The organism is Curtobacterium sp. RIT-PI-V (assembly GCF_025642935.1).
GTDB lineage: Bacteria > Actinomycetota > Actinomycetes > Actinomycetales > Microbacteriaceae > Curtobacterium.
The window spans coordinates 36,198-61,338 of sequence record NZ_JANZKM010000014.1; the positions used below are offsets into that span (position 1 = coordinate 36,198).

At 72.3% G+C, this 25,141-nt stretch carries 31 protein-coding genes; 17 read left to right on the forward strand and 14 right to left on the reverse strand.

Going from position 1 to position 25,141, the window contains the following annotated elements; translation table 11 throughout:
• Nucleotides 1-35: 35 nt before the first annotated feature.
• Genes OGL88_RS10220 through OGL88_RS10230 form a run of 3 tightly spaced genes read left to right on the forward strand, consistent with a single transcriptional unit; the run spans nucleotide 36 to nucleotide 3,354 of the window.
• Nucleotides 36-1,268: a pyridoxal-phosphate-dependent aminotransferase family protein gene (locus OGL88_RS10220; protein WP_263091280.1), complete on the forward strand. Its 1,233-nt coding sequence runs from the start codon at nucleotides 36-38 to the stop codon at nucleotides 1,266-1,268.
• Nucleotides 1,265-2,524 (forward strand): allantoate amidohydrolase, encoded by a 1,260-nt coding sequence (locus tag OGL88_RS10225; protein WP_263091281.1) that lies wholly within the window; start codon nucleotides 1,265-1,267, stop codon nucleotides 2,522-2,524. Before OGL88_RS10220 ends, OGL88_RS10225 begins: the two co-directional genes overlap by 4 nt.
• Nucleotides 2,521-3,354: a MurR/RpiR family transcriptional regulator gene (locus OGL88_RS10230; protein ID WP_111084374.1), complete on the forward strand. Its 834-nt coding sequence runs from the start codon at nucleotides 2,521-2,523 to the stop codon at nucleotides 3,352-3,354. Before OGL88_RS10225 ends, OGL88_RS10230 begins: the two co-directional genes overlap by 4 nt.
• Here the strand turns inward: OGL88_RS10230 and OGL88_RS10235 are convergent.
• The gene (locus tag OGL88_RS10235) at nucleotides 3,321-3,827 is read right to left on the reverse strand and encodes an SRPBCC family protein (RefSeq protein WP_263091282.1); all 507 of its coding nucleotides are present in this window, start codon (nucleotides 3,825-3,827) and stop codon (nucleotides 3,321-3,323) included. The two genes, OGL88_RS10230 and OGL88_RS10235, sit on opposite strands and share 34 nt — an antisense overlap.
• A complete protein-coding gene (locus tag OGL88_RS10240) occupies nucleotides 3,824-4,399 on the reverse strand; it encodes a GNAT family N-acetyltransferase (RefSeq protein WP_263091283.1) in 576 nt (191 codons plus the stop codon). The genes OGL88_RS10235 and OGL88_RS10240 overlap by 4 nt, the downstream gene beginning before the upstream one ends.
• A 44-nt stretch (nucleotides 4,400-4,443) precedes the next feature.
• Here OGL88_RS10240 and OGL88_RS10245 point away from each other — a divergent pair, with 44 nt between their 5' ends.
• From OGL88_RS10245 to epsC, 4 genes are all read left to right on the forward strand, one after another.
• Nucleotides 4,444-5,481: a dipeptidase gene (locus OGL88_RS10245; RefSeq protein ID WP_263091284.1), complete on the forward strand. Its 1,038-nt coding sequence runs from the start codon at nucleotides 4,444-4,446 to the stop codon at nucleotides 5,479-5,481.
• A 76-nt stretch (nucleotides 5,482-5,557) separates the two neighbouring features.
• Nucleotides 5,558-6,586, forward strand: coding sequence for a PDDEXK nuclease domain-containing protein (locus OGL88_RS10250; RefSeq protein WP_263091285.1), 1,029 nt, complete (start codon nucleotides 5,558-5,560; stop codon nucleotides 6,584-6,586).
• A 144-nt stretch (nucleotides 6,587-6,730) separates the two neighbouring features.
• Entirely contained in the window at nucleotides 6,731-7,669 is a 939-nt protein-coding gene (gene cysK / locus OGL88_RS10255; RefSeq protein ID WP_111084370.1) for a cysteine synthase A, read from the forward strand.
• Nucleotides 7,666-8,250: a serine O-acetyltransferase EpsC gene (gene epsC, locus OGL88_RS10260; protein ID WP_263091286.1), complete on the forward strand. Its 585-nt coding sequence runs from the start codon at nucleotides 7,666-7,668 to the stop codon at nucleotides 8,248-8,250. Before cysK ends, epsC begins: the two co-directional genes overlap by 4 nt.
• An 81-nt stretch (nucleotides 8,251-8,331) precedes the next feature.
• On the opposite strand, the gene OGL88_RS10265 is transcribed toward epsC, so the two are convergent.
• On the reverse strand, nucleotides 8,332-8,631 hold the full coding sequence (locus OGL88_RS10265; RefSeq protein ID WP_235035941.1) for an excalibur calcium-binding domain-containing protein: 300 nt from the start codon (nucleotides 8,629-8,631) through the stop codon (nucleotides 8,332-8,334).
• A 155-nt stretch (nucleotides 8,632-8,786) separates the two neighbouring features.
• On the opposite strand from OGL88_RS10265, the gene OGL88_RS10270 reads away from it, so the two are divergent.
• Nucleotides 8,787-9,161, forward strand: a complete 375-nt coding sequence (locus OGL88_RS10270) for an MmcQ/YjbR family DNA-binding protein (RefSeq protein WP_132100013.1) — start codon at nucleotides 8,787-8,789, stop codon at nucleotides 9,159-9,161.
• On the opposite strand, the gene OGL88_RS10275 is transcribed toward OGL88_RS10270, so the two are convergent.
• Nucleotides 9,162-9,809: an MOSC domain-containing protein gene (locus tag OGL88_RS10275; protein ID WP_263091287.1), complete on the reverse strand. Its 648-nt coding sequence runs from the start codon at nucleotides 9,807-9,809 to the stop codon at nucleotides 9,162-9,164. It lies immediately after the preceding gene.
• A gap of 103 nt (nucleotides 9,810-9,912) precedes the next feature.
• Here OGL88_RS10275 and OGL88_RS10280 point away from each other — a divergent pair, with 103 nt between their 5' ends.
• From OGL88_RS10280 to OGL88_RS10295, 4 genes are read left to right on the forward strand one after another with little or no spacing between them, the layout of a single operon-like run.
• Nucleotides 9,913-10,083: a hypothetical protein gene (locus OGL88_RS10280; protein ID WP_263091288.1), complete on the forward strand. Its 171-nt coding sequence runs from the start codon at nucleotides 9,913-9,915 to the stop codon at nucleotides 10,081-10,083.
• 9 nt (nucleotides 10,084-10,092) lie between these two features.
• Entirely contained in the window at nucleotides 10,093-10,647 is a 555-nt protein-coding gene (locus OGL88_RS10285; RefSeq protein ID WP_111084365.1) for an RNA polymerase sigma factor, read from the forward strand.
• On the forward strand, nucleotides 10,644-11,282 hold the full coding sequence (locus OGL88_RS10290; RefSeq protein WP_263091289.1) for a hypothetical protein: 639 nt from the start codon (nucleotides 10,644-10,646) through the stop codon (nucleotides 11,280-11,282). Before OGL88_RS10285 ends, OGL88_RS10290 begins: the two co-directional genes overlap by 4 nt.
• Complete coding sequence (locus tag OGL88_RS10295) at nucleotides 11,279-11,587, forward strand: hypothetical protein (RefSeq protein WP_263091290.1); 309 nt, start codon at nucleotides 11,279-11,281, stop codon at nucleotides 11,585-11,587. Before OGL88_RS10290 ends, OGL88_RS10295 begins: the two co-directional genes overlap by 4 nt.
• Nucleotides 11,588-11,661: 74 nt before the next feature.
• On the opposite strand, the gene OGL88_RS10300 is transcribed toward OGL88_RS10295, so the two are convergent.
• The 8 genes from OGL88_RS10300 to OGL88_RS10335 all read right to left on the reverse strand — a co-directional run bounded on the left by OGL88_RS10300 (nucleotide 11,662) and on the right by OGL88_RS10335 (nucleotide 18,434).
• Nucleotides 11,662-12,828 carry a low temperature requirement protein A gene (locus OGL88_RS10300; protein ID WP_263091291.1) on the reverse strand — a complete coding sequence of 389 codons (1,167 nt, stop codon included), beginning with the start codon at nucleotides 12,826-12,828 and terminating at the stop codon, nucleotides 11,662-11,664.
• Nucleotides 12,829-12,918: 90 nt separating this feature from the next.
• Nucleotides 12,919-13,809, reverse strand: a complete 891-nt coding sequence (locus OGL88_RS10305) for a phospholipase (RefSeq protein WP_263091292.1) — start codon at nucleotides 13,807-13,809, stop codon at nucleotides 12,919-12,921.
• A gap of 290 nt (nucleotides 13,810-14,099) precedes the next feature.
• Complete coding sequence (locus tag OGL88_RS10310; RefSeq protein ID WP_263091293.1) at nucleotides 14,100-14,555, reverse strand: MarR family winged helix-turn-helix transcriptional regulator; 456 nt, start codon at nucleotides 14,553-14,555, stop codon at nucleotides 14,100-14,102.
• A gap of 186 nt (nucleotides 14,556-14,741) precedes the next feature.
• Nucleotides 14,742-15,392, reverse strand: coding sequence for a GntR family transcriptional regulator (locus OGL88_RS10315; RefSeq protein WP_205462852.1), 651 nt, complete (start codon nucleotides 15,390-15,392; stop codon nucleotides 14,742-14,744).
• A gap of 80 nt (nucleotides 15,393-15,472) precedes the next feature.
• Entirely contained in the window at nucleotides 15,473-15,946 is a 474-nt protein-coding gene (locus tag OGL88_RS10320) for a DUF1810 domain-containing protein (RefSeq protein WP_263091294.1), read from the reverse strand.
• The gene (locus OGL88_RS10325; RefSeq protein ID WP_263091295.1) at nucleotides 15,943-16,734 is read right to left on the reverse strand and encodes a YqjF family protein; all 792 of its coding nucleotides are present in this window, start codon (nucleotides 16,732-16,734) and stop codon (nucleotides 15,943-15,945) included. Before OGL88_RS10325 ends, OGL88_RS10320 begins: the two co-directional genes overlap by 4 nt.
• On the reverse strand, nucleotides 16,731-17,129 hold the full coding sequence (locus OGL88_RS10330; protein ID WP_123672409.1) for a DoxX family protein: 399 nt from the start codon (nucleotides 17,127-17,129) through the stop codon (nucleotides 16,731-16,733). The genes OGL88_RS10325 and OGL88_RS10330 overlap by 4 nt, the downstream gene beginning before the upstream one ends.
• Nucleotides 17,130-17,159: 30 nt before the next feature.
• Complete coding sequence (locus OGL88_RS10335; RefSeq protein ID WP_263091327.1) at nucleotides 17,160-18,434, reverse strand: bifunctional phosphopantothenoylcysteine decarboxylase/phosphopantothenate synthase; 1,275 nt, start codon at nucleotides 18,432-18,434, stop codon at nucleotides 17,160-17,162.
• A 64-nt stretch (nucleotides 18,435-18,498) separates the two neighbouring features.
• On the opposite strand from OGL88_RS10335, the gene OGL88_RS10340 reads away from it, so the two are divergent.
• Nucleotides 18,499-19,290, forward strand: a complete 792-nt coding sequence (locus OGL88_RS10340) for an NRDE family protein (RefSeq protein ID WP_263091296.1) — start codon at nucleotides 18,499-18,501, stop codon at nucleotides 19,288-19,290.
• 50 nt (nucleotides 19,291-19,340) lie between these two features.
• On the opposite strand, the gene OGL88_RS10345 is transcribed toward OGL88_RS10340, so the two are convergent.
• Nucleotides 19,341-20,249 (reverse strand): SDR family oxidoreductase, encoded by a 909-nt coding sequence (locus OGL88_RS10345; RefSeq protein ID WP_263091297.1) that lies wholly within the window; start codon nucleotides 20,247-20,249, stop codon nucleotides 19,341-19,343.
• A gap of 88 nt (nucleotides 20,250-20,337) precedes the next feature.
• Between OGL88_RS10345 and OGL88_RS10350 the strand changes: the two genes are divergently transcribed.
• The 3 genes from OGL88_RS10350 to OGL88_RS10360 all read left to right on the forward strand — a co-directional run bounded on the left by OGL88_RS10350 (nucleotide 20,338) and on the right by OGL88_RS10360 (nucleotide 23,090).
• A complete protein-coding gene (locus OGL88_RS10350) occupies nucleotides 20,338-21,447 on the forward strand; it encodes an LLM class flavin-dependent oxidoreductase (RefSeq protein WP_240347373.1) in 1,110 nt (369 codons plus the stop codon).
• A gap of 146 nt (nucleotides 21,448-21,593) precedes the next feature.
• The gene (locus OGL88_RS10355) at nucleotides 21,594-22,223 is read left to right on the forward strand and encodes a hypothetical protein (RefSeq protein ID WP_263091298.1); all 630 of its coding nucleotides are present in this window, start codon (nucleotides 21,594-21,596) and stop codon (nucleotides 22,221-22,223) included.
• A 375-nt stretch (nucleotides 22,224-22,598) separates the two neighbouring features.
• Nucleotides 22,599-23,090, forward strand: coding sequence for a pyridoxamine 5'-phosphate oxidase family protein (locus OGL88_RS10360; protein WP_205462848.1), 492 nt, complete (start codon nucleotides 22,599-22,601; stop codon nucleotides 23,088-23,090).
• Between the two features lie 152 nt (nucleotides 23,091-23,242).
• On the opposite strand, the gene OGL88_RS10365 is transcribed toward OGL88_RS10360, so the two are convergent.
• The gene (locus OGL88_RS10365) at nucleotides 23,243-24,484 is read right to left on the reverse strand and encodes a hypothetical protein (RefSeq protein WP_263091299.1); all 1,242 of its coding nucleotides are present in this window, start codon (nucleotides 24,482-24,484) and stop codon (nucleotides 23,243-23,245) included.
• Between the two features lie 206 nt (nucleotides 24,485-24,690).
• On the opposite strand from OGL88_RS10365, the gene OGL88_RS10370 reads away from it, so the two are divergent.
• A complete protein-coding gene (locus OGL88_RS10370) occupies nucleotides 24,691-25,092 on the forward strand; it encodes a RidA family protein (protein ID WP_205462845.1) in 402 nt (133 codons plus the stop codon).
• Nucleotides 25,093-25,141: the final 49 nt, after the last annotated feature.

A 25,141-nucleotide genomic window follows, 5' to 3' on the forward strand; every position in this document is an offset into this window, starting at 1 on the left:
CCGGTACGCTCGTGATCGGAACGGAAGGACCAACCATGCACCCCGTGAACCCGCCAGCCCGCCTCCTCATGGGCCCCGGCCCGATCACCGCCGACCCGCGTGTGCTCCGCGCCCTGTCGACCCCGCTCGTCGGGCAGTACGACCCGTGGATGACCTCCGCCATGAACGACACCCAGGAGCTCTACCGCGGTGTGTTCGGCACCACGAACGACGCCACCGTGCTCGTCGACGGCACCTCGCGCGCCGGGATCGAGGCGGTGCTCGTGTCGCTCCTCGCACCGGGTGACCGCGTGCTCGTGCCGGTGTTCGGCCGGTTCGGACACCTGCTCGCCGAGATCGCGGGCCGTGCCGGGGCCGAGGTCCACACCATCGAGACCGCGTGGGGTCAGGTCTTCACGCCGTCCGCGATCGAGGACGCCATCGTCCGTGTCCGGCCGAAGGTGTTGGCGATCGTGCAGGGCGACACCTCCACCACGATGAACCAGCCGCTCGACGAACTCGGCGCGATCTGCGAGCGGCACGGCGTGCTGTTCTACACCGACGCCACGGCGACCGTCGGCGGCAACCCGCTCGAGGTCGACGCCTGGGGCATCGACGCGGTCAGCGCCGGCCTGCAGAAGTGCCTCGGCGGGCCGTCGGGCAGTGCGCCGGTCACCGTCTCGCCGCGTGCGACCGCCGTGCTCGACGAGCGCCGCAGCGTCGAGGCGGGCATCCGCGAACCCGGTGACGACGTCGCCGACGAGCCGATCCGCTCGAACTACCTCGACCTCGCGATGATCCTGGACTACTGGGGTCCGCGGCGGCTGAACCACCACACCGAGGCCGCGTCGATGCTCTACGCCGCCAACGAGTGCGCCCGCATCCTGCTCGACGAAGGGCGCGAGCAGGCGATCGCACGCCACGAGCTCGCGGGGCGCGCGATGCTGCAGGGCGTGCAGGCGCTCGGGCTCGGGGTGTTCGGCGACGTCGCGCACAAGATGCACAACGTCGTCGCGGTGGAGATCCCGTCCGACGTCGTCGGCGACCAGGTCCGTGGTTCGATGCTCGACGACCACGGCATCGAGATCGGCACCTCGTTCGGACCGCTCCACGGCAAGGTCTGGCGCATCGGCACCATGGGCTACAACGCCCGCAAGGACACCGTCGTGACGACCCTCGCCGCCCTCGAGCACGCGCTCCGCCGGGCGGGGCACGCCGTCCCGCACGGCGGTGGGGTCGACGCGGCCCTCGACGTCTTCTCCGGTGCGCCGGTCGGGGTGCCGGCGTGAGCGCGGCCCCGGTCGTGACCGCCACCGCCCTGGGCACCGCCGATGCCGAGCTCGTGGCGCGCTGGTGCGACGAGCTGGCCCTGGTCACCGAGGAGACCGGTCGGATCACCCGCGTGTACCTGTCGCCCGAGCACGCCCGCGTCAACGGGATCGTCGCCGGGTGGATGCAGGACGCCGGACTCACCACCTGGCAGGACGCCGCCGGCAACCTGCACGGACGGGTCGACGGCGCGACGCCCGACGCCCCCGTGCTGCTGCTCGGCTCGCACCTCGACACCGTGGTGGACGCCGGCCGCTACGACGGGATCGTCGGGGTCCTGATGGCCGTCCGCACCGCTGCGCGACTGACGGCCGCGGGACCGTTGCCCGTCGCGCTCGAGGTCATCGCGTTCTCCGACGAAGAGGGGACCCGGTTCGGCAAGGCCCTGCTCGGGTCGTCCGCCGTCGCCGGGGTGTGGGACGAGTCCTGGTGGGACCTGGCGGACGGCGACGGCGTCACCCTGCGCGAGGCCTTCACCCGGTTCGGGCTCGACCCGGCCCGGGTGGGTGATGCGGCGGTCGACCCGACGACGCTCGCCGGGTACCTCGAGGCGCACATCGAACAGGGCCCGTACCTCGAGCAGGCCGGTCAGGCGCTCGGCGTCGTCACGAGCATCGCGAGCGCCCGACGCTTCTCGGTCGAGGCCGTCGGCGAGGCCCGGCACGCCGGCGGAACACCCTACGAGCGTCGCCACGACGCGCTGCTCGCCGCGGCCGAGGCCGCCCTCGCCGTCGAACGGATCTGCCGGGCGTCGCACCACGTCGGCACCGTCGGCACGATGACCGTCGAACCGGGCGCGGTGAACGTGGTCCCCGGGCTCGCGCGGTTCTCGGTGGACCTGCGCGGCGAGTTCGACGACGGCCGCGACGCGGTCTGGGACGAGCTCACGAAGGCGTTCGCGTTGATCGGGGAACGACGCGGAGTCAGCGTCACGCCGACCGAGGTGCACCGCGCGCCGGCGGTGTTCTGCGCGCCGCGGCTGATGGACGCCCTCCGCGCCGGCATCGAGTCGACGGGCGAGACCGCGCCGATGGAGCTGTTCTCGCGAGCTGGCCACGACGCCATGTCGCTCGGGCTCGTCACCGACGTCGCGATGCTGTTCCTGCGCAACCCGGACGGCATCAGCCACCACCCGGACGAGTTCGTCTCGACGCCCGACATCGCGCTCGGGCTCGACGCGCTCGCCGTCGCGGTGGAGCGGGTGGCCCGGGCATGAGCACCGCCGGACCGGACGTCCGCGCCCGCATCGACTCCGTCTGGGAGCAGCTCTCGCCCGCCGAACGACGCGTCGCCGCGATGGTCCGGCACGACCCGGAACTCCTGCTCGTCGGCACCTCGGCCGAACTCGCAGCCGAGTCGGGCACGTCGAAGGCCACGGTGTCCCGGCTCGTCCGGTCGCTCGGGTTCCAGGACGCGGCCGAGGTCCGGCAGAACCTGATGTCCGCACGCGGCTCCGGCCTGCCGTGGGTGGCGGAGGACGCCGCCCACGTCGACCAGCGCGCCGTCGAGGCCCGCAACCTCGACGCGGCCTTCGCCTCGCTGGCCCGTGCCGATCGACCGCGACTCGCGCGCCGCATCGTCCGCGCCCGTCGCGTGCTCGTGTTCGGGGAGCGTGGCGCCTACCCGGTGGCGCTGCAGCTCCGCGCGCAGCTCGCCCAGGTCCGATCCGACGTCCGGGTCGGTCCGGCACCGGGGCAGCGGCTCGGCGAAGAGGTCGCCGACCTCGACCGCCGTGACCTCGTCGTCCTGGTGACCGTGCGTCGGCACACCGCCGGGGTCGACCGGATCGTGCGGCACTGCGTGTCGACCGGCGCCGACGTCGTCGTGCTGGGCGACCCGACCGCAGCCGTCATCGCGGCACCGGCGAACACCGCGATCCTGTGCCCGGTCGACTCGCCGGCGGCGTTCGACTCGATGGCGGCCCTGTTCGCGGTCGTCGCGGCCATCGCGAACGACGTGTACGAAGCCTCGGGGCCGGCCGGCCGCGCGCGGGTCGACGCGGTGGCGAGTGCCTACGACGCGCTGGGGGAGCTCGCGGCGCCCTGACCGTCGGGGCCGTCGCGACCGTCGGCGTGCAGCTCGGTGGCGAGCGACGCGTTGCGCTGCCGGATGAGCCGCGGCAGGTAGCGCTCGAGGGCGACGACCTCGGCCAGACGACCGAGCGGGCCGAACGGTGCGCGGAACGTGATGGTGTCGACCATGCGCGTGCCGCCGGCCGACGGCTCGAACCGGTGCTCGTGGTGGAAGCGGGCGAACGGCCCACGCACCTGTTCGTCGACGAACCGGTGGGGAGCCTCCAGAGCAGTGATCCGACTCGTCATCCGCCAGACGATCCCGAAGTGCCGTGCGCGCCACGTGACCGACTCGCCCAGGCCGATCGTGCCGGACGTCGTACCGGCGACGGCGCGTTCGTCGGTCGCAGCCATCGACCGCTCGTGCGCGCCGATGTCGAGCGACAGCGCGAACGCGCGCTCGGGCGGTGTCGCGAGCTCGGTCACCACTCGGAACGTCACCGTCACGACGCGGGCCAGTCCGTCCCGGCCGAGCGGTCGTCGTCGACGAGCACCGCGGCGAGCAGTTCGTCGTGCCGGACGCCGTGGTGCAGGACCGCCGAGCGCCGTCGGCCTTCGTACCGCATGCCCAGTCGCCGGGCCACCGCGATCGAGCCGGTGTTCTCGGCCTTCGCCCGCCACTGCACCCGGACGAGTCCGAGTCCCTGCGGAGCCGGTGCGAACGCCCACTGCAGCACCCGCTCGGCCGCTTCGGTCACCAGGCCCTGACCACGGGCGTCCGGGTGCGTCGCGTACCCGATCTCGGCACCGCCACCGTCGATGCCGAAGAGCCCGACCGTGCCGAGCAGGCGCGGGTCACCGGCGCGACGGATGCCGAACTCGTAGCGGGTGTCCGTCGCCCAGCCGTCCTGCACCACCGCGGTGAGCCACCGGTGCGCCTCGGCGTGCCCGTACGGCTCGGGCATCGCGATGAACGCGATGACGTCCGGGTCGTTCGCGTAGGCGATGACGTCCTCGGTGTCGGCGGGCACCGGCACGGAGAGCACCAGGCGATCGGTCCGGAGGGTGACGGGGTCCACGCACAGAGCCTAGCCACGGGGACGTGCGCGGTAGCGTCGGGGGCATGACGTTCGACGCGATCCCGTTCCCGGTCATCGACGGCCACAACGACCTGCCGTGGGAGCGCCGCGAGACCCACGACTCCGGGGTCGAGGGCATCGACACCGAGGTCGACTCGCTGCACACCGACCTGCCGAAGCTCCGCGCCGGTGGTGTCGTCGGCCAGTTCTGGTCGGTCTTCGTGCCCGTCGACGAACCGGACCCCGTGCGGACGACGCTGCAGCAGATCGACCTGGCGCACCGGATCATCGAGCGGTACCCGGAGTCGCTCGCACTGGCCCGGACGGCGACCGAGGTCCGGGCGGCGGTCGAGTCCGGCCGGATCGCGTCGCTGCTCGGCGCCGAGGGCGGGCACTCCATCGGCGACGACCTGGCGGTGCTCCGCGACTTCGCCCGACTCGGCGTGCGCTACATGACGCTCACGCACAACGACGACACCCCCTGGGCCGACTCGGCGACGGGCTCGCGTCCGCACGGCGGGCTGACCGACCGCGGCCGCCAGGTGGTGGCCGAGATGGAGCGGATCGGCATGCTCGTCGACCTGTCGCACACCGCGCCGGCGACCATGCGGGACACCCTCGACGTCGCCACGCAGCCCGTCGTCTTCAGCCACTCGTCCACCGTCGCGGTCGACGACCACCCGCGGAACGTGCCGGACGACGTGCTCGCCCGGCTGACGGACAACGGCGGCATCGTGATGATCACGTTCGTGCCGAAGTTCGTCTCACGCGACTGGGCGGACTGGGAGGACGCCGGGTCGGTGGGGGAGCCGCCGCTCGTGACGGTGTCGGACGTGGCGGACCACGTCGAGCACGCCCGCGACCTCGCCGGCGCGGCGCACATCGGCCTCGGCGGGGACTACGACGGCACCCCGGTGCTGCCGCCGGACCTCGGCGACGTGTCGCGGTACCCGGTGCTCGCCGCCGAGCTGCAGCGGCGCGGGTGGGGTGGGGACGAGTTGCGGGCGCTCGCCGGGGGCAACGTGCTGCGGGTGCTCGAGGCGACCGACGAGCGGTTCGCGCGGACGGCGTTCGTGCGCTGACCCTGTCCGTGCCCTCACACGTGACGTCCACACCGATTCGTGGACGACGCGAGCCACCAGCCCGCACGATCGGCGGATGACTGTTGGATCGACGCTCCCAGCCGAGTACGAACGCACCTTCCGAGTGATCCGCGAACAGGTGACCGCGACGCGGCATCGCGTGCAGTTGGCAGCGAATGCGCAACTGGTGCACCTGTACTGGTCGATCGGCACGGTCCTGCTCGAGCGGTCGAAGAGCGGGCAGTGGGGGAGCGGTGTCCTGAACCGGCTCGCCGACGATCTGCGAAGCGAGTTCCCGTCGATGAAGGGGCTGTCGGCGACGAACCTCAAGTACATGCGGCAGTTCGCGGCGGCCTGGCCTGAGGAAACATCAATTAGTCAACAGGCTGTTGACCGATTGCCCTGGGGCCACATCACGCAGCTCCTCGCGGTACCGGACGAGGAATCCCGCGCCTGGTACGCCCGGTCCGCCGTGCAGGGATCGTGGTCGCGGAACGTCCTCCGGCACAACATCAAGTGCCGGGTCGCAGAGCGCCATGCGGCGGCCCCCACGAACTTCAGCCGCTTGCTCGACTCGAACGGAGACGGCCTCGCACAGCAGGTCACACGCGACCCGTACATCCTTGACTTCCTGGCGGTCGACGGTGATCGTGACGAACGTGCCCTCGAGTCAGCGATGGTGGACCGGATCGCTGACACGCTCCGTGAGCTCGGCACGGGCTTCGCATTCGTCGGGCGACAGGTGCACTTCGACGTCGATGGCAACGACTTCTTCGTCGATCTGCTCTTCTTCCACGTCGAGCAGCTCCGGTACGTGGTCGTTGAGCTCAAGACCGGGGAGTTCCGGCCGGACAACATCGGGCAGCTCTCGTTCTACGTCACCCTCGTCGACGACAGGCTGCGTCGCAACACTCACGCGGCGACGGTCGGCTTGTTGCTCGTCGCGGGCAAGAACGATGCGGTCGTCCGGTACTCGCTCGGCGCCTCGAGCGCGCCCGTCGGCGTCTCGTCGTACGAGCTCCTGCCTGCGGAGATCCAGCGAGCCCTGCCTTCGGAGGAGCAACTCCGGCGGGCGCTGCGGCCAGCAGAGGACGCTCAACCGTAGGTGGGGTACTGCGGCACCGGCTTGGCGTGCCCAGCGACAGCACGGCCGTGGACAGGACCACCTGGGGTCCGGTCGCTAGGATCGGGCGCACACCGCGCCTCCAGGAAGAGCGATGCGCGACCTGACCCGATGAGGACGGACCGGATGAGCGGCACGATCTACGACAACATCTCCCAGGCGTTCGGCAACACCCCGCTCGTCAAGCTGAACCGGCTGCCGAAGGCGGGCGGTGCCGAGGTGCTGGCCAAGCTCGAGTTCTACAACCCCGGCGCCAGCGTGAAGGACCGCCTCGGCGTCGCGATCATCGACGCGGCCGAGCAGTCCGGCGACCTGCAGCCGGGCGGCACCATCGTCGAGGGGTCGTCGGGCAACACCGGCATCGCCCTCGCGCTCGTCGGAGCGGCCCGCGGGTACAAGGTCATCATCACGATGCCGGAGACGATGAGCGTCGAGCGGCGTGCGGTGATGCGCGCCTACGGTGCCGAGATCGTGCTCACCCCGGGTCCCGAGGGCATGAAGGGCGCGGTCGAACGAGCAGCTGCGATCGTCGACGAGACGCCCGGAGCGATCCTCGCCCACCAGTTCGAGACCGCCGCCAACGCCGCGATCCACCGGAAGACCACCGCTGAGGAGATCCTGCGCGACACCGAGGAGCACGTCGACGTGTTCGTCGCCGGCGTCGGGACCGGTGGCACGATCACGGGTGTCGGCCAGGTGCTCAAGGAGCGCGTGCCCGGCGTGCAGATCGTCGCGGTCGAGCCGAAGGACTCCCCGCTCCTGACCGAGGGCAAGGCCGGACCGCACAAGATCGCGGGCATCGGCGCGAACTTCATCCCCGAGGTCCTCGACCAGTCCGTCATCGACGAGGTGTTCGACGTCGAGCTCGACGACGCCCTGCGTGTGGCGCGGGCGCTCGCGACCGACGAGGGCATCCTCGCCGGCATCTCGTCCGGCGCGATCATCCACGCCGCGCTCGAGATCGCCGCACGACCCGAGAACGCCGGCAAGCGCATCGTCGCGATCGTCTGCGACACCGGGGAGCGCTACCTGTCGACGGTGCTCTTCGAGGGACTCACTGCGTGAGTCGTCCCGTCCGACGAGGCGTGCTGCAGACGGTCCGGGAGGACCTGGCCGCAGCACGCCGCGGCGACCCCGCCGCCCGTGGTGACCTCGAGAACGCGATCGTCTACTCCGGGCTGCACGCCATCTGGACCTACCGCGTGACGCACCGGCTCTGGCTGGCCAGGGGCCTGCCCGGGTCGCGGTTCGTCGCACGCGTCATCGGCCAGGCAGCACGGTCGGTGACGGGCATCGAGATCCACCCCGGCGCCCGCATCGGCCGTCGGTTCTTCATCGACCACGGCATGGGCGTCGTGATCGGGGAGACCGCGGTGATCGGGGACGACGTCGTGCTGTTCCACGGGGTGACCCTCGGCGGGCGCGGCGGCGACCACGGCCCAGGAGCCCGACGGCACCCGGTGGTCGGCGACCGCGTCGTGCTCGGCGCGGGATCGTCCCTGATCGGGGCGATCAGCATCGGGCAGGACTCCGTCGTGGGTGCGAACACCGTGGTGACGAAGGACGTCCCTGCAGGATCGGTGGTCACCGGGGTCGCCGGGACCGCCCGCCCGAGGTCCGGGCACGAGGGCGTCCCGACGCTCTGACGGGTGCGCGCCGCTGCTGCGTGCGGCGGCTTGCTGAGACGTCGGCGTCCGCGCGGAACGCCGCCATCCCGCAGCCTCCGCTCAGCTCTTCTCGCAGGCGATGCCGTCCTTGTCGCGGTCGAGCTTCGCGTTCGCCTTGTACAGGGCGTCGTCCTTCTTCACCGTGCCCTTGAGCGCACGGGTCGTGGTCTTGCCGCCGGAGACCACCTTGTTCTTCGTGACGGACTTCTTCGCGATGCCGCCCGAGTACACCTTGTGCACCGCGGTGCAGTTGGCGTAGGTCTTCGGGGCGGCCTGCGCGGTGGAGGCCCCACCGACGACGACGGTGGTGGCGAGGACTGCGGTGGCGGCGGCGATGCCGAGGGTACGGATGATGCGCACGGGTTCCCCCTGGAACGAGTGGGTGATCGCGGGAGCGACCGCCGCGTCGGGTACGCGGCGAGCTGATCCTACGATGTGAACGACACTCATGACATGCCCCCGAACAGGTCCGGTCCGCGAGCCGTGGTGTCGGGCGTCTGGGGCATGCTGGGGGCATGGACGGCGCGCAGTTGCACGAGATCGCGAGTCGCACCGCGATGGGCCTGCCCGCGGTGTTCGAGACCGAGCCCTTCGGCGAGGGCGCCGTCGTCTACAAGGTCGTCGACAAGATGTTCGTGATGACGAGTGAGCTCCGGGGTGTGCCGATCGTCAACCTGAAGTGCGCGCCGCCGCACGGGGCAGCGCTCGTCCGCGACCACGCCGAGATCACACCGGGGTGGCACATGAACAAGCGGCACTGGATCACGCTCGCTCCCGGTGACGGCATCGACGAGACCCTGGTCGAGGACCTCGTCGCGAACGCCTACGACCTGGTCGTCGCCGGGTTGCCCCGAGCGAAGCGGCCCCTCGACCCGACGCGAGGCGACTGATCAGGAGCTGGCGGTTGCCGAAGACCGGGCGAGCACCTTCGAGACGTCCCGGACGACCTTCGGTGCGAGTCGCTCCCCGGACTCGAGCACGGCACGGGCCCGCTCTGGGGTGAGCCCCGCGAAGACCTCGCCGATCGTCACCCCGTGCTCCGGCCGGTACGTCACGACGACCGGGTTACCTGCTGCCACCGGGCCGGACTTCACGACCCGCAGGTACGCGCCCGGACGGCCTTCCTCGGTGAACCGCCGGACCCACTTGTCGACGCCCATCCGGCGCGCGAACGTGCCGCACGGGATCCGCGGGATCGTCACCTCGAGCTCCAACGTCTCGCCGATGCGCCACCGCTCGCCCGTCACGGCCCCGGTGACGTCGACGCCCGTGGTCCGCAGGTTCTCGCCGAAGAGGCCCGGCGGGATCTCGCGCTCCAGCGCCGCGGCGAAGTAGGCGGCGTCCTCGTCGGCGTAGGCGTACACGGCCTGGTCCTCGCCACCGTGGTGCTTCCGGTCGGCCTGGACGTCGGCGTACAGCCCGAGCGGTCGGACCCGGACCTTCCCGTCGACCGGACGCTTGTCGATGGCGGTGACGCCGATCGTGCCGGAGTCGGGCAGCAGGCGGTCGACGCGGCAGACGGCGGTGACGAGCGACATGCCACAACTCTGGCGCAAGTCCGTCGGCGCGTGTGACGAACCGCCGGTTCGGTGCGTCACACCGGTGAGTGACCACGTCCGGTGGTCCGACCGAGGAGTCTCCATGCTCGACGACGACATCGTTGCCGTCCGCCTGACGTCGCACGGCAGGCACGCACCGACGCACGGGTTGGCGCAGGTCCGGATCCGTTCGCTCAGCTCCCGACCGGTCGGTCCGCTGCGCGTCGTCCCCGTCCGGAAGCGCGTCCAGCGGATCACCATCCACCACCAGTAGAAGGAAAGCGTGCACCACCAGTCCCTCGCCGAGCTCGACGACGCGGTCCTCGCCGGCCGGTCGTCCGATGGCGACGTCCGGGCCTTCGAGGTCCTGATCCGCCGCTACACACCGCTCCTGCGCGCCTACGCCCGTCGGACCCTGGGATCGACCGACGAACTCGACGACGTCGTGCAGGAGACCTTCATCACCGCGTGGGACCGCCTGGACCGTCTCGAAGACCACGCCAAGGTGAAGTCCTGGCTGATGCGGATCCTCAGCCGGAAGTGCCTGGACCGCATCCGGGCCCGACGGTTCCACGACGACGTCACCGAACTCGAGGTCGCCGCACCCGCCGACGACGCACCCGACCGGGTCGCCGAGGCCCGCTCGCGCGAGGAAGCGGCGGAGACAGCGCTCGCCGAACTGCCCGAAGCCCAACGACGCTGCTGGATCATGAAGGAGGTGCTCGAGTACAGCTACGACGACATCGCCGCCGAACTCGACCTGCCCCCCTCGACGGTCCGCGGACTCCTGTCCCGAGCGAGGAAGAACATGATCCGACTCATGGAGGGATGGCGATGAGCGACCTCGACGCACTCGAACTCGACGACCTCGACGGCCACTCCATCGACGAGCTCGCCGACTACCTGGACGCCGGCATGCAGCCGCCGGACCCCAGCATCGACGGCTCACCCGCGTGCCAGAACGCCCTCGCGGCGATCCTGCGGGTGCGACACGCGTCGCTCGGGTCCCTCGAAGCTGCCGCCCGCGACGAAGCCCCGGCCGACGAGTCGTGGATCGGCGGTGTGCTCGCCAACATCTCGCTGGAGTCCCGCTCCGGACGCGACGTCCCGCTCCGCGCGCTGTCCGAGTCGGAGCGCCCGGTGATGACCGAGGGAGCGATCCGGTCGCTCATCCGCCGGACCGGCGACGGTGTTCCCGGCGTCCTGGTCGCCCGGTGCAGTCTCGACGGCGACGTCACCGAACTCGCCGCACCGATCCGCGTGGTCGTCGAGGTCGCGATCATGTCCGGCCCGTCGATCGTCGCGACGGCGGACCTGGTCCGCACCGGGGTCGCCCAGGCGCTCGCCGAGCAGACCGACCTGGTCGTCGACTCGATCGACGTGGTGGTCCGCGACCTGCTCGAACCGCAGCGCGACACCGACGCTGCCGACGACGACGACACCGACGACACCGACACGGAGGGGTCCCGATGAGCACCACAGACGACACCCTCGCTGCGGTCGAACAGGCCGTGGTCGACGTCCCCGGCGTCACCGACCTCTACCGTGCCCGCCCGACCGTGGCCAGCACGGTCAGCGCCGTCCGCGGCATGGCGTCCAGCACGTCCCCCGCACGCATCGTGGTCGACGACGGCGTCCTGCGGGTCGTCATCGGCACCGACGGACACCGCCCCGCGCCCGAGGTCGCCCGCGCCGTGCACGACGTCGCCCTGACGACGGCGTCGGCACACGGCCTGGCGCTCACGCGGGTCGACGTGCGGGTCGCGCGGGTGGGGTGACCCCGGCTCGCTGACGGACGGGAGGCCCGTGGCGGCGCCGCCACGGGCCTCCCGTCCGACACGCGGTCGCGTCCTCAGCGCACGCGGCGCGTCCCTGGTCGTCGCTCGGCGACCTCGAGCACCACGACGATCGCGGCGAGGAGCAGCGCGGTCGCGACGAGGGAGACGTCGGACACCGCGATCGTCGCGAGGATCGCGACGGCGAGCACGACGACGATCGCGTTCCACCCGGCGGACAGCGACGGCCGGAGTGCGAGCGCCCAGATCGCGAGCACGAACAGCGCGACCGGGACGGCCACGGTCGCAGCCACCGTGGCGTGCGACAGGTCGGCCTCACCGGCGTCCGCGCTGACCGCGACCTCGATCCCGGCCGGCAGCGCACCCGCAGCGGCGAAGACGAAGTAGTGGCCGTAGCCGAACACGAGCGCGCTCGGCAGGTTCCGGATGTGGTCGTGCTGCTCGCGCGAGAAGTAGATCCACCACAGTCCGGCGACGATGACGAGCCCGGCGGCGGCCAGGACGAGCAGCGACGCCAGGTGGTCGGCCTCGGCGATGCCGTCGATGACCGCGTTCGCCGAGGCGACGAGTCCCTCGCCCAGCACGATGAGGGTGAACAGCGCGTACCGCTCGGTGATGTGGTGCGTGTGCCACGGCGTCGTCTCGCCCGTGCTCTCGGCGATCGGCGGGACGAGGACCTCGAGCAGGACGAGGACGGGGAACGCCCACGCCGTCGATCCCTGCGGCAGCGCGAGCATGCCGACCCAGAGCACCTGCACGACGACGATGCCCACGGCGTACCGGAGTGCGGTGCGGCGGTACCGCGGGGACGACACGGCGACGCGGAGCCACTGCGCCACCATCGCCAGGCGCATCACGACGTAGCCGATCACCGGCACCGTGAAGTCGCCTTCGGTCATGGCGGCGTGCACCCCGGCGGCGAGCACGAGGACGCCGGCCATCTGCACGAACGTCGTGACGCGGTAGAGCCAGTCGTCGGTGTCGAACGAGGTCGCGAACCAGCTGAAGTTCAGCCACGCCCACCAGATGGCGAAGAACACCATGGCGTACGCCACCACCGCAGTGCTGACGTGTCCCTCGGCCTCGATCTCGTGCAGGTTGGTGGCGGCGAAGCCCACCGCGACGACGAACACCAGGTCGAACAGCAGTTCCAGGGGGCTCGCGGCACGGTGTCCCTCGGCGGGGTCGCGGGGCGCCATCCGGCGCAGTCCGATCGTCGTCACCCGGCATGCCTACAGGACGAACGGCCCCGGGCGGTACCCGGGGCCGTTCGACGTGCAGGTGCGTGAGTCGGCAGGCCGCTCCCGCGCCGCTCAGTAGAAGTTGTTCGCCTGCGAGTGCGCCCACGCCGAGCACGGGGTGCCGTACGCGGCGCTGATGTACTGCAGGCCCCACTTGATCTGGGTCGTGGCGTTCGTCTGCCAGTCCGAGCCGATGGTCGCCATCTTCGACCCGGGCAGCGCCTGCGGGATGCCGGTCGCCCCGCCGTTCGCGTTGACGGCCTGGTAGTCCCAGCCCGACTCCTTGGTCCACAGGTTGTCGAGGCACTGGAACTGGTCGGAGCCCCAGCCGTACTCCGAGGACGCCAGCGAGGTCGCCGTCGCCTTGGCACCCGCGACGGTGTTGCCCGCCGCCAGCTTCTGGGCGGCCTCCGCTGCTGCCGCTGCGGCGCGCTTCTCGGCGGCGGCCTTCGCGACGGCTGCTGCCTTCGCGTCGACGTCCCGCTTGTCCTGCGTGGCGCTGGCCTGCGCGACGTGCGCGGTCGACTCGACGGTCGACGAGATGCGCGTCGTGAGCGCGGCGCCGGACAGCTCCGGGTAGTCACTGAGTGCGTCGATGTGCTGCTCGAGCGAGGCCGTGTCGGTCTTGGCGTTCGCCGTCGTCATCACGGTCTTCGCGGTCGAGATGGTCGCCGCTGCCTGGGCACGGTCGAGGGCGGTGCCGCGCAGGGCGGGCTGGGCCGTCGCGGACGCACTCGCGGTGCCGGTCGGCATGCCGAGCGCTTCACCGATGGCGGGCTGGGTGCCGACCGTGACGGCACCGCCGGCGACGGCGAGGACCGCGGCACCGCCGACGATCAACGTCGCACGGTGTCGGAGCGCACGGTGGCGGAGGGCGCGGCGCACGCGCCGGCTCGGGGAGTCCAGGGCCTCACGTCGGGTCGAGGCGGTGGTGGTGGGGAGGTCGGGAGTGTGTCCTGGCATCGGTTCCGGTGGTCGGGCGGTTCGTGGTGCGGGACTCCGCGCTGCTCGGCACGTCGGGGACGGTGAGCGATGCTGCGCGCGTCGGGATGCGCGCAACAGGGGGAGTCTGGCGAACCGGGGAGGACCGGACGGTGGTGTGGGGCCCGTCCGTCCGCCGCGACCGGCCCTGGGGAGGCCGCCGTCGGGCGAAGCCGACACGATGACCCGTCAGACTGGATGACGCGTCCAGGATCGCTGGCAGAACCGTCCGTCCACCCGTTGGTAACGGTTCGGTAACGGCCGGTTCGGACCTAGAACGTGTGAGGTTCCTGGGTGCGGTCGCCCTGGGCGACGCGTTCGAGGGCGTCGAGTGCTCCGGCGATGGCGGCGACGTCGGACTCGCCGAGCTCGGCGATGAGCTCGGCGACGATCCCGGTGCGGTCCGAGCGAGCTCGTTCGACCGCCGCGATGCCCTCGTCGGTGGCCGAGACCATGAAGGCGCGGCCGTCGCGCGGATCGGCTTCGCGCGCGATGAACCCGCGCTGTTCGAGCTCGGTCAGGATCCGGGTCATCGTGGGCTTCGTGACCACCTCGATCCGCGACAGGTCGCCCGGGCGCAGGGGGCCTTCGCGCTGGATGGTGGCGAGTGCGGACACGATCCCGTACCCGAGCGAAGCCGAGTCCGTCCGTGCTCGCCGGTTGATCCGTCCGACCGCCGCGGCCAGACGTGCGGCGACCTCGGTACGGTCCGTCGATCGAGGACTCATGTGCTGCTCCGGGTGGGCGATCGGGTGGTCGCCAGCGATGCTATCGGCTCGCCGGAGCCGCAGTCTGGGAGCGTCGTGCGCGTCGGTCACGGGCCTGGACGGGGTGTCCGGGAGGCTCGTTGAGCGCGGACCGCCCGCCTCGCGTGCACGAGACGGGCGGGTTCCTGTACGGGGGTACAGCCGGACTCAGCGCTTCTCGCCCGGCAGCTGGTGGATCGCCTCGGCCGCGAGCTCGGCGGCGACGTTGTCGCCGGACTCGGTCGCCGTGCGCAGTCGACGGAAGTCCTCGGTCATCCGGTCCCAGTCGACGAGTTCGTCGAGGTTCGGCAGGCGCAGGCGGAACGCCAGGCCGTCCATGGTGTCGCGGCACACGCGCTGCAGGTTCTCGTTGCCGCACTCGGCGACGTAGAGCGCGAACACGTCGAGCGCGTCGTGGTTCACGGCGGGGACGTCGTGCGACTCGAGCTCGGCGATCGTCTTGTCGAGCTGCGCGAGGATCTTCTTCCGTGCACCGGCACCGAGGCGGGGGACGGCGAGGCGGACGACGCCGCCGAACAGCACCCCGAGGGTCTGCATCGCCTCGACGACCTCGGCCGGGTCCGGTGTCGTGACGCGCGTGTACCGGTTCGGCGCCATCTCGATCAGGCCGGCACGGGAGAGCTGGCTCAGTGCCTCGCGGATCGGCGTGCGGGAGACGCCGAGCCAGGCGATGAGCTCGTCGTCGTTGAGCCGCTCGCCGGGGACGAGCGTGCCGTCCATGATCGCGTCGTGGATCTTGTGGCGGACGGTGTCGCGGAGCAGCTGGTGCTCGGTCGGGGCGCTGCGGGGGACCGGCATGCGTTCTCCTTCGATCGGGGCGCGGTCGGTGCACGCGCACCGATCAACGTACCTGATATGAGACCGGCGTTCCGCTCGGTTCAGCGCGTGTCCCGTGGCGCTCGCCCGCCCGCGTCCAACAGGCCGACGGTGACCGGGTCCTCCGCCCCGCCGTACCACCGGTCGAGCACCGCTGCGAAGGGCTCCGGGTCGGTCGCCGCCCGGGCGAACAGCGTCATCGATGACCGGAGCTTCAGGGCGTCCGTCCCACCGAGCAGGGCCTCGGCAGACAGCGCCGGCGCAGCCGCGACGACGGCCGCGGCGGTCCGGAGCCGGTCCCCGAGCACCGGGTGCGCGAGGTACGCGCGGGCCTCGGTGAGCCCGCGCACGCCGTAGCGCTCGGCGGTGGCGCTCCGCCCGAGGCCGGCGAGCTGCGGGAAGACGAACCACATCCAGTGCGAGGTCTTCCGTCCGCGCCGCAACTCGGCGAGGGCGTCGTCGTGCACGCCGTCCTGCGCCCGCACGAAGCGGTCGAGGTCGTCCAGGGCGGCATCGTCCGCGGCGTGGTCGCTCACCGCACGACCCCGCCCCAGGCGTACCGCACCGTGGTGCCGTCGGCGACGAGCAGCGAGTCGGGCGGCCGATCGAACAGCCCCGGCATGCCGACGGCGTCCGGCAGGTCCCCCTCGAGCCGGTCGAGGTGCGCGGCCCGCACGGTGAGCGGCGGGTGCTGTCGCTGCCAGAAGAGCGTCTGGGCCAGGTACCGGGCGTGGATGCCGGCGCGGGTGGTGAGTTCGGCGGCCAGTGGCGTGTCGACGACATCGCCGGCGGTGACGCGGATCGAGGCCGCGTGCCGGGGTCTGGCCGTGCCCGAGGGGCGTTCCTGCCGCAGCGACCGCGCCCAGCGCACCGGGTGCAGTGCACGCGCGGGGTGCCGGACCGACCGGTGCGCGACGACCTCGCCGCGGCGGCGCGACCGGGCGTGCGCGAAGGTGTACGGCACGCCGAGCAGGGCGTGTGCGGCCACGATCGCCGGCACGTTCGCGGTGTCCACGGTGCGGTAGGCGACGCCGCGCCGGCCCTGGTCGTCCACGGTCAGGACCTCGATGGTGAGCTCGGTCATGCGCCCGAGGCGGCCGGCGGAGGGGAAGGGCGGCACCCGCGTCTCGTGGAAGACGTAGGCCGTCAGTCCCACCCAGGCGCTGCCGTCGACCACGTCGGGGCGCGTCCCCCGCGGCACGAGTCGCGCCAGCGGACCCGGATCGTGCCGCCAGTGCGCGAAGACGACGTCGTCCCACGCGTGCTGGGTCACCGGCCGGTGCAGCAGCGGTGCGGCCGCACGGGTCCAGGACGGCTGGGTCACCGCTTCGGTGCGTGCCGACCGACGCGCACGGCCCACAGGACGAGCGGGGCCTGCAGCGGGAGCCGCAGCACGGAGACGAGCCGCATCGCCCGGGTCGACCGCGGGCTGTCGAGCAGGTCGTTCGCCATCTTCACGTTCGCGGGGAAGACCGCGGCGAACAGGGCAGCTGCAGCCCACCCCGAGGCCCGGCGAGTGGCCGGGAACGCGAGCCCGGCGGCGATGCCGAGTTCGGCCACGCCGGACGCGACCGTCGTCAGGCGCGGTGGCAGTGTGTCCGGCACGATCCGGTCGTAGTGGCGCGGCTGGAGGAAGTGGGTGACGCCGGCCCCGCCGAGCAGCACGGCGAGCAGGGTGGCAGTCCGGGTGGCTCGTCTGATCCGCTCACGTCGTCGCATGGCCCCCATCGTGCTCGCCCGTCCTCGGAATCAGGTCAGTGCGGTCGCGACGAGGTCGAGGACCGCCGCAGCCACCTCGGCCTTCGTGCCCGAGGTCTCGCGGACCACCTCGCCGCCCGGCACCAGGACCTCGATCGCGTTCTCCTCGCGCTCGAACCCGGCGGACCAGCCGACGTGGTTCACGACGAGCAGGTCGGCGGGCTTGCGGGCGATCTTCGCGCGCCCGAGTGCGATGCGGGCGTCGCGGTCGGGTTCGGTCTCGGCGGCGAACCCGACGATGACCTGCCCGGTGCGCCGCGCCGCCACCAGGTCGGCGAGCACGTCGGGGTTCCGCACCAGCTCGAGCGTCATCCGCTCGCCCTGGGCGTCCTTCTTGAGCTTCTCTGCGAGGACCTCGGCCGGCCGGTAGTCGGCGACGGCGGCGGTCATCACGACGACGTCGGCGTCGACCGCCGCGGCGTGCACGGCCTCGGCGAGCTCGAGCGCCGACCCCACCGGCACGACGGTCGCGTCGATGCCTGCCGTCAGGCCGGCCTCGACGTTCGCGGCGACGACGGTGACGACGGCGCCGCGCGCTGCGGCATCGGCGGCGATCGCCAGGCCCTGCCGGCCGCTCGACCGGTTGCCGACGAAGCGCACCGGGTCGAACGGCTCGCGGGTGCCGCCCGCGCTGACGACCACGCGGACGCCGGACAGGTCGCCCTGTTCGCCACGGGCCCCGGCGCCGGACTGCGTCCCCCCGTCGGTGCCGGCGCGACGCCCCGCCCCCGCACCGGCAGGGCCGTCCAGCACGGCGAGCGCGGCGGTGACGATGTCCTCGGGTTCCGCCATCCGGCCGATGCCGGCGTCGTCGCCCGTCAGTGCGCCGACCACCGGTCCGACCAGGTGCACGCCCCGCTCGCGCAGGACGGCGACGTTGGCCCGGGTCGCGGGGTGCTCCCACATCTGCGGGTGCATCGCCGGCGCGACGACGACCGGGGCGTCGGTGGCGAGCAGCGTCGTGCCGAGCAGGTCGCTCGCCAGGCCGTTCGCCATCCGCGCCAGGGAGTCCGCGGTCGCCGGGGCCACCACGACCAGGTCCGCGCGACGGCCGAGGGCGACGTGGCGGACCTCGGAGACGTCGTCCCAGACGCTCGTGGTGACGGGGTTGCGGCTGAGCGCCTCGAGCGTCGGCAGCCCCACGAAGCGCAGCGCTCCCTCGGTCGGGACGACGTGCACCTCGTGCCCGCGCTTGACGAGGTCGCGGACCACGCCGACGGCCTTGTAGGCGGCGATGCCCCCGGTGATCCCCACGATGACGGTCAGGGTGCGCTCTGCTGCTGCGTTCACGCCGCTCACGCTACCGGGGGCACGTGCGAGGATCGACGGCATGTGCACCGTCGTCGTCCGCGTCGACCCCGGGTCCGCGTGGCCCGTCACCGTGCTCGCCCTGCGGGACGAGTCGCCCGAGCGTCCGTGGGACCCGCCGGCGGCCTGGTGGCCCGATCGCGACCCCGGGGTCCGCGGTGTCCGCGACCGCGCTGCCGGCGGTGCATGGCTCGCTGCCTCGGACCGCGCCGGGCTGGCGGTCGTGCTCAACCGCGGCGAACCGGTGCCGGGTGTCGACGGCACGTGGACGACCCGCGGCGTGGTGCCGGTCGACGCCGTCGCCGACGACCTGCTGCCCGGACACGACGGCACGCTGCCGACCACGCGCGCGTTCAACCTGGTGCGGGCGACCGCCGACGGCGCCGCGGTCCTGACCTGGGACGGCACACGGGTCCGCACGACCGAGCTCGGCCCCGGCGTGCACATGGTGACGCACGGCGAACCGGACGACCCGGCTGCGCCGCGCATCGGCCGGTGGCTCGAGGCCTTCCGTGCGGCGGGCGCCCCGGTCGGACCACCCGTGCTCGGGCCCTTCGACGAACTCCGGACGGTGGACGCGGGCGACGACGCCGGGGACGGGTGGGGCGGCTGGTTCGGTGTCCTGGCCGAGTCCGCTGCGCTGCCGAGCGACCACCCCGACGCGATCCTCCGCGACGCGCACGAGTCCGAGGGGCACATGACGACGCTGTCCATCGTCGCCGCGGCGATCGGTCCGGGCCGCACGGTCCTGCAGCACGCCCGCCTGACCGAACCCGGACGGCTGGACGGGTCGGTGGAGCTGCACCGCGCCTGACGCGGGCGGTGCGCCGGACGTGCCACGGGCCTCCCGGCCGCGCCCCGCGCTCAGAGGGGCGGGCGTGTCCCGGTGAGGTCCTCGGCGACGGCCCAGAGCGAGCGGGCGAGGTCGGCGCTCCGTGCCGACCCGGGGATCGAGACGGCGGTCGTCGGTCCGGTCAGGCCGAAGGGGCCGGCCGGGCCGTAGTAGGCGCCACCGACCGCGTTCGGGCCGACCGCGGCGTAGAGCAGCGGCTCGGTGCCCTGCTCGACCGCCTGCGTGAAGGGGAGTGCGCGGTTGCTGGGCCGCACCGGCTTCGCGCGTCCGAGCGAGCGTCCGGCCGACTGCAGGTTCGTGCGGGTGTAGCCGGGGTGCGCGGCGGTGCTGACGAGGGGGACGTCCGCCTCGACGGTCAGCCGGTGCAGGTGCAGTGCGAGGAGCAGGTCGGCGAGCTTCGACTGGCCGTAGGCGCGCCAGCCGTTGTACCCGCGTTCCCACTGGAGGTCGCCGAAGCGGATCCGGCCGGGGATCGCGGCGAGGCTGGACATGGTCGCGACCCGCGGTGTCTCGGCGCGCAACAGCGAGGGCAGCAGCAGGTTCGTCAGCGCGAAGGGACCGAGGAAGTTCGTGCCGAACTGCAGCTCGAAGCCGTCGACCGTCTCGAAGCGCTGTGGCGGCGCCATGACCCCGGCGTTGTTCACCAGGACGTCGACCGGGCGGTCCTCGCCGACGATGCCCTCGGCGAAGCGGCGCACGCTCGCCAGGTCCGCGAGGTCGAGTTCGCGCACCTCGACGTCGGCGTTCGGGTGGGCTGCGCGGATCTCGGCCGCGGCGGCATCGCCCTTCGCGGTCGTGCGCACGGCGAGCACGACGCTCGCGCCGGCGGCCGCGAGACGGGTCGCGGCTTCCTTCCCGGTGCCACTGTTGGAGCCGGTGACGACGATCCTGCGTCCGGTCTGGTCAGGGAGCTTCGGCATGCGGGCGACCGTACACGCGGGCGCTGGCCGTGCCGGCCTTGCCGTGGTAGTTTGATGCAAACGCATGGAAGTGCGATCAGGAGGAACCATGAGCAACGCATTCGGCACCGACCGCCCTTCGGACGTCCCGCCGCCCGCACCCGAACGGATCGGCCCCGTGGAGCTCGGCATCGACACCTTCGGCGACGTCACCGAACTCGCCGACGGCAGTCTCAAGTCCGACGCACAGAGCATCCGCGACGTCGTCGCCCAGGCCGTCCTCGCCGACCAGGTCGGCATCGACTTCATCGGCGTCGGTGAGCACCACCGCGCCGACTTCGTGGTGAGCGCACCCGAGGTCGTCCTCGCCGCGATCGCCGCCTCGACCTCCCGCATCCGGATGGGCTCTGCCGTCACGGTGCTGTCGTCCGACGACCCCGTGCGCGTCTACGAGCGCTTCGCCACCGTCGACGCGATCTCGGACGGTCGTGCCGAGGTCATCCTCGGGCGTGGCTCCTTCACCGAGTCGTTCCCGCTGTTCGGCTACGAGCTGTCCGACTACGAGGTCCTGTTCGAGGAGAAGCTGCAGCTCTGGGCGGCCCTGCGCGGCGGCGACGCCGTGACCTGGTCCGGCACGAAGCGCGCGAGCCTGGTCGACCAGGACGTGTTCCCGAAGCTCGAGCACGGCGCCATCCCCACCTGGATCGGCGTCGGCGGCTCGCCGCAGTCGGTGATCCGTGCGGCGTCCTACGGCCTGCCGCTCTTCCTCGCCATCATCGGCGGGCAGCCGGCGCAGTTCGCCCCGTTCTCACGGCTGTACCGTCAGGCGCTCGCCCAGCTCGACCTGCCGCAGCAGCCCATCGCGATGCACTCGCCGGGCTTCGTCGCGGCGACCGACGAGGAAGCCGCCGAGCGCTACTGGCCGTACCACAAGGCCGTCACCGACCAGCTCGGCCGGGAGCGCGGCTGGCCGCCCCTCGACGTCGCCGGGTACCACGCGGGCCTGTCCGCCGGTGGCTCGCTGTACGTCGGGTCGCCGGAGACCGTGGCACGGAAGATCGCCCGGAACATGCGGATCCTCGGCGCCTCGCGGTTCGACATGCGGTACGCGACCGGTCGCCTGCCGCACGAGGACATGCTGCGGTCCATCGAGCTCTACGGCACGAAGGTCGCGCCGCGCGTGCGCGAGCTGCTCGCCGAGCCCGTCCCCGTCCCGTAGACGGTCACCCCGGGCCCACCCCGCGAGAGCGACAGATCGCCGTGGAACGTTCGCGGCGATCCGTCGCTTTCGCGAACCCGTCAGCCGGGATGCGCGGGTCAGCTCCGTCGGTCCGCCTCACGGGCGCGCCGGGTACGGTCCACGGCATGCCGTCACGTCCCAGCACCCCTCCCGTCGAGCGCCGGTTCCGCGGCCGGATCATGGGCGTCGGCACCACCTCGGGTGTCCGGATCGTCGTCGGGATGTGGGACCGCTCGCCCTTCGGAGCGTTCACGGACGTGTTCCTCGAGCTGCCCGACGGCACCAGCGTGCTGCTCGCGCCGGACGAGATCGTCGCCGCCTACGTCTCCGGCACCTACCGGTTCGACACCGTGTCCGTGGTGGACGTCCGGGCGCGACGGACGGCCCGTGGCCTGGAGCTCGACGCCGGCGCCTTGCAGATGTCGGTCGACGTCGGCACGATCTCCCCGCTCGGACGCATCCTGCGCGTCGTCCCGAAGCCGATCGCCCGCGACCCCCGTTGGCTCGCCGCGATCGACCCGATCGCCCGGCTCGTCGCTCCCGGATCCGGTACCGCCGGCTCGGCGGGGAACGGTCGGCGCGAGTACTACGGCGTGACCGGGGCCCACGACGTCACCGGTGTGCGCGGGACCTGGGCGGGGGAGCCCCTCGGCACCCTGGCGCCGCTCGACCCACCCGTGGCGTTCGGCTTCGCCTCGATGCCGCGGGTGCCGCAGGTCGTCGACGTCGAGACCACCATCCGCGAGCCAGCCTGACCTGTTCCGTGCGGGCGCATCCGGTGCGTGTGCATGTTCCGACGAACCACCCGCGGATCGACTCGTGGAGTGTCGCTCGTTGCGCATGCATCCGGTGCGTGTGCATGTTCCGACGATGCACGCGGTGATCGTCTGGTGGAGTGTCGCTGTGTGCGGACGCATGGAGTGCGCCGGACCGGGCGCGGGCACTGCGGACCGGCCGCCTGCGTGGCCGGACGTGTCCGGGGGAGTCGAGACGGGCCTCCCGGTCGGGGTGGAGCTGCCGCGTGCCGGACGCGCCCAGCGTCGAGGGGCACACTGGCGGGAACGGTACGGCCCCGCCGGACCCGCTGTCGAACGTCGGGACGGGTGGGGCGCACGACGCAAAGGAGCATCATGACCGACACGCAGACGGACCAGCGCGCCGCCATCTCGGACATCGTCCACGGCGCCCACACGGCCCTGTTGACGACGGTGAGCGAGGACGGCCAGCTGCACGCCCGGCCGCTCGCCGTGCAGGACAAGGCGTTCAACGGGACCCTCCGCTTCCTGGTGCAGGACGGCAGCGAGAAGGTCGACGACATCGCCAGGAACCCGCACGTCAACGTCTCCATCGAGTCGCAGGGCGGCTACCTGTCCATCGCCGGCACCGCCACCGTGACGCAGGACAGTGCCGTGATCGACGAGCTGTGGTCGCCGTTCGCCGAGGCCTGGTTCCCGGACGGCCGCGACGACCCCTCGATCCGGCTGCTCACGGTGTCGGGCGACTCGGTCGAGTACTGGACGCAGGACACCGGTCCGGTCGGCAGCCTCGTGCAGACGCTCAAGGCAGCGTTGCGCAAGCAGAGCCAGCCGGACACCGGGGACCACGGGACCGTCGAGCTCTAGGAGCGGACGGGTCGGGCTCGGCTCGGCTCGGCTCGGCTCGGCTCGATCCGACTCCGAACGACGGGATCGATGTCGTACGACGTCGGTTCCGTCGTTCCGAGTCGGAGGTGGCGTCGGAGGTGTCCGTGGTGTCGGTGTTGCCGCCGTCCCCGCTACGGAGGCCCGAGCAGCCAGAGCACCGCGACGAGCACCGGCTGCCCGGCCAGCGCCGCGGTGACGAACGTCCACCGCATCCACGGCTTCGCGACGAGCTCCGGCGAACCGAACAACGGCGCGAGGGGCATGAGCAATCGCGGGGTCGAGGCCATCGGCAGCGACACCGCGAAGATGTAGAGCGCGTAGGCGGCCGAGTACAGCACGGTCGTCGAACCGAGCCGCTTCGTCGACCGGCGGAGCAGCCAGATCGGGAACCCGACGAGCAGGAACACCACGATCAGGATCCCGCCGACGCCGAGCCAGCGCCCGGCGATGAGGAACCACGGCGACAAGGGCACGAAGTCCACGCGGCCGATGAAGTTCACCCACCACGACATCTCGGTCTCGAGGTAGGCGTTCGGCGTGCCGGTCGCGTGCGACGCGATGACCGGCCAGGCGAGGCCCGCAAGCACCATCACGGCACCGGCGGCCACGACCTGCACCTGCTCGCGGAGCGGGAAGGTGTCGAGCACCCGCCCGGTCTCACGGCGAGCCCGGACCCACCGCACCAGGGCGATGACCCCGAGCACGAGGGGGACGGCCAGCGCCCCCGGACGGGTGAAGGCAGCAGCGACCCCGAGCACGGTGAGCAGCCCGTACCGGCGACGCTCCAGAGCGAGCAGTGCGCCGAACGTGAGCGCGAGGAACATGCTCTCCGCGTAGCCGACCTGCAACAGGAACGACAGCGGCCCGCACGTGAAGAAGAACACCGCCCACATCGCCGCGGCGTTGCCCGCACGGTCGCGGACCAGGCGGTGCAGCAGGTAGGTCGCCAGCAGACCGGCCAGCACGGAGATGAGCGGGGCGCCGACGGTGAACGGCAGCCCGGTCGAGGCGGTGAGCATCCGGATCGTGAACGGGAACGCCGGCAGGAAGGCCCAGGCGTTCTGCGCCACGTTGCCGGCGGCGTCGAGCGGCAGCACGTCGGGGTACCCGTGCAACGAGATCTGCTCGTAGTACTGGCCGTCCCAGGCGGTGAGGAACGCCGTGAACCCGTGCCCGTTGCCCCAGATGGCGTTGTCCGGCATCGCACGTCCGATGAGCGGGTACGCGAGTGCCAGCCACAGCGTCGACACGATCCGGCCGCCGGTCCAGACGAGCAGCACCGCCGCCCACGCCGGCAGGGAGGTGACGGTGTCGCGTGCGCGGCGTCGTCCGGTCGCGGCGGTCCCGGTGACCGCGCCGTCGAGCCGGCTCACGCGCGCGCTCCGCGGCGTTCGGGCAGGGAGGACGGCACCCGGCCAGGGTAGCCGCCCTCCGCCTGGGTGGTCGGTGCGGCACCCGGACGGGAGGCCCGACTCGCGTTCTGCAATGCGGAATGCGCTGGCCGGGTGGTCGGCCCCACCGCGTGGCGTCCGCCTAGCCTGGAGTCTCCGCCGACGACCGACGAACCCCAGGAGCAACCGTGCCGAACTCCACCGCGCCGAAGACCGCCATCGTGACCGACGACGCCCCGAAGCCCGCCGGGCCCTACAGCCAGGGCATCGTCGCCAACGGCTTCATCTACACCGCCGGGTTCGGCCCGCAGGACCCCGCCACGGGGGCGATCGCCGACGACGTGGCCGGTCAGACCGCGCAGGTGCTGGCCAACGTCGCAGCGGTGCTGGCCGAGCACGGTGCCACCCTCGACGACGTCGTGAAGTCCACGGTGCACCTCGAGCACTCCGACCGCGACTTCCCGGCCTTCAACGAGGAGTACGCGAAGCACTTCTCGCAGCCGTACCCGGTCCGCACGACGGTGCAGTCGCACCTGGCGAACATCCTGGTCGAGATCGACGTCGTGGCGGTGCTGCCGAGCGCTGCGTGACGCCGGTACAGGCTGTGTGAAGCCTCACCGAGGCGCGTCACCGCGCTGG

Excerpts from the sequence above, each read along its gene's own strand:
- OGL88_RS10220 (WP_263091280.1), top strand. The coding sequence starts at position 36 with ATGCACCCCGTGAACCCGCCAGCCCGCCTCCTCATGGGCCCCGGCCCG.
- OGL88_RS10230 (WP_111084374.1), top strand. The coding sequence starts at position 2,521 with ATGAGCACCGCCGGACCGGACGTCCGCGCCCGCATCGACTCCGTCTGG.
- OGL88_RS10245 (WP_263091284.1), top strand. The coding sequence starts at position 4,444 with ATGACGTTCGACGCGATCCCGTTCCCGGTCATCGACGGCCACAACGAC.
- OGL88_RS10250 (WP_263091285.1), top strand. The coding sequence starts at position 5,558 with ATGACTGTTGGATCGACGCTCCCAGCCGAGTACGAACGCACCTTCCGA.
- cysK (WP_111084370.1), top strand. The coding sequence starts at position 6,731 with ATGAGCGGCACGATCTACGACAACATCTCCCAGGCGTTCGGCAACACC.
- OGL88_RS10270 (WP_132100013.1), top strand. The coding sequence starts at position 8,787 with ATGGACGGCGCGCAGTTGCACGAGATCGCGAGTCGCACCGCGATGGGC.
- OGL88_RS10275 (WP_263091287.1), bottom strand. The coding sequence starts at position 9,809 with ATGTCGCTCGTCACCGCCGTCTGCCGCGTCGACCGCCTGCTGCCCGAC.
- OGL88_RS10280 (WP_263091288.1), top strand. The coding sequence starts at position 9,913 with ATGCTCGACGACGACATCGTTGCCGTCCGCCTGACGTCGCACGGCAGG.
- OGL88_RS10290 (WP_263091289.1), top strand. The coding sequence starts at position 10,644 with ATGAGCGACCTCGACGCACTCGAACTCGACGACCTCGACGGCCACTCC.
- OGL88_RS10295 (WP_263091290.1), top strand. The coding sequence starts at position 11,279 with ATGAGCACCACAGACGACACCCTCGCTGCGGTCGAACAGGCCGTGGTC.
- OGL88_RS10305 (WP_263091292.1), bottom strand. The coding sequence starts at position 13,809 with ATGCCAGGACACACTCCCGACCTCCCCACCACCACCGCCTCGACCCGA.
- OGL88_RS10310 (WP_263091293.1), bottom strand. The coding sequence starts at position 14,555 with ATGAGTCCTCGATCGACGGACCGTACCGAGGTCGCCGCACGTCTGGCC.
- OGL88_RS10315 (WP_205462852.1), bottom strand. The coding sequence starts at position 15,392 with ATGCCGGTCCCCCGCAGCGCCCCGACCGAGCACCAGCTGCTCCGCGAC.
- OGL88_RS10330 (WP_123672409.1), bottom strand. The coding sequence starts at position 17,129 with ATGCGACGACGTGAGCGGATCAGACGAGCCACCCGGACTGCCACCCTG.
- OGL88_RS10340 (WP_263091296.1), top strand. The coding sequence starts at position 18,499 with ATGTGCACCGTCGTCGTCCGCGTCGACCCCGGGTCCGCGTGGCCCGTC.
- OGL88_RS10345 (WP_263091297.1), bottom strand. The coding sequence starts at position 20,249 with ATGCCGAAGCTCCCTGACCAGACCGGACGCAGGATCGTCGTCACCGGC.
- OGL88_RS10350 (WP_240347373.1), top strand. The coding sequence starts at position 20,338 with ATGAGCAACGCATTCGGCACCGACCGCCCTTCGGACGTCCCGCCGCCC.
- OGL88_RS10355 (WP_263091298.1), top strand. The coding sequence starts at position 21,594 with ATGCCGTCACGTCCCAGCACCCCTCCCGTCGAGCGCCGGTTCCGCGGC.
- OGL88_RS10360 (WP_205462848.1), top strand. The coding sequence starts at position 22,599 with ATGACCGACACGCAGACGGACCAGCGCGCCGCCATCTCGGACATCGTC.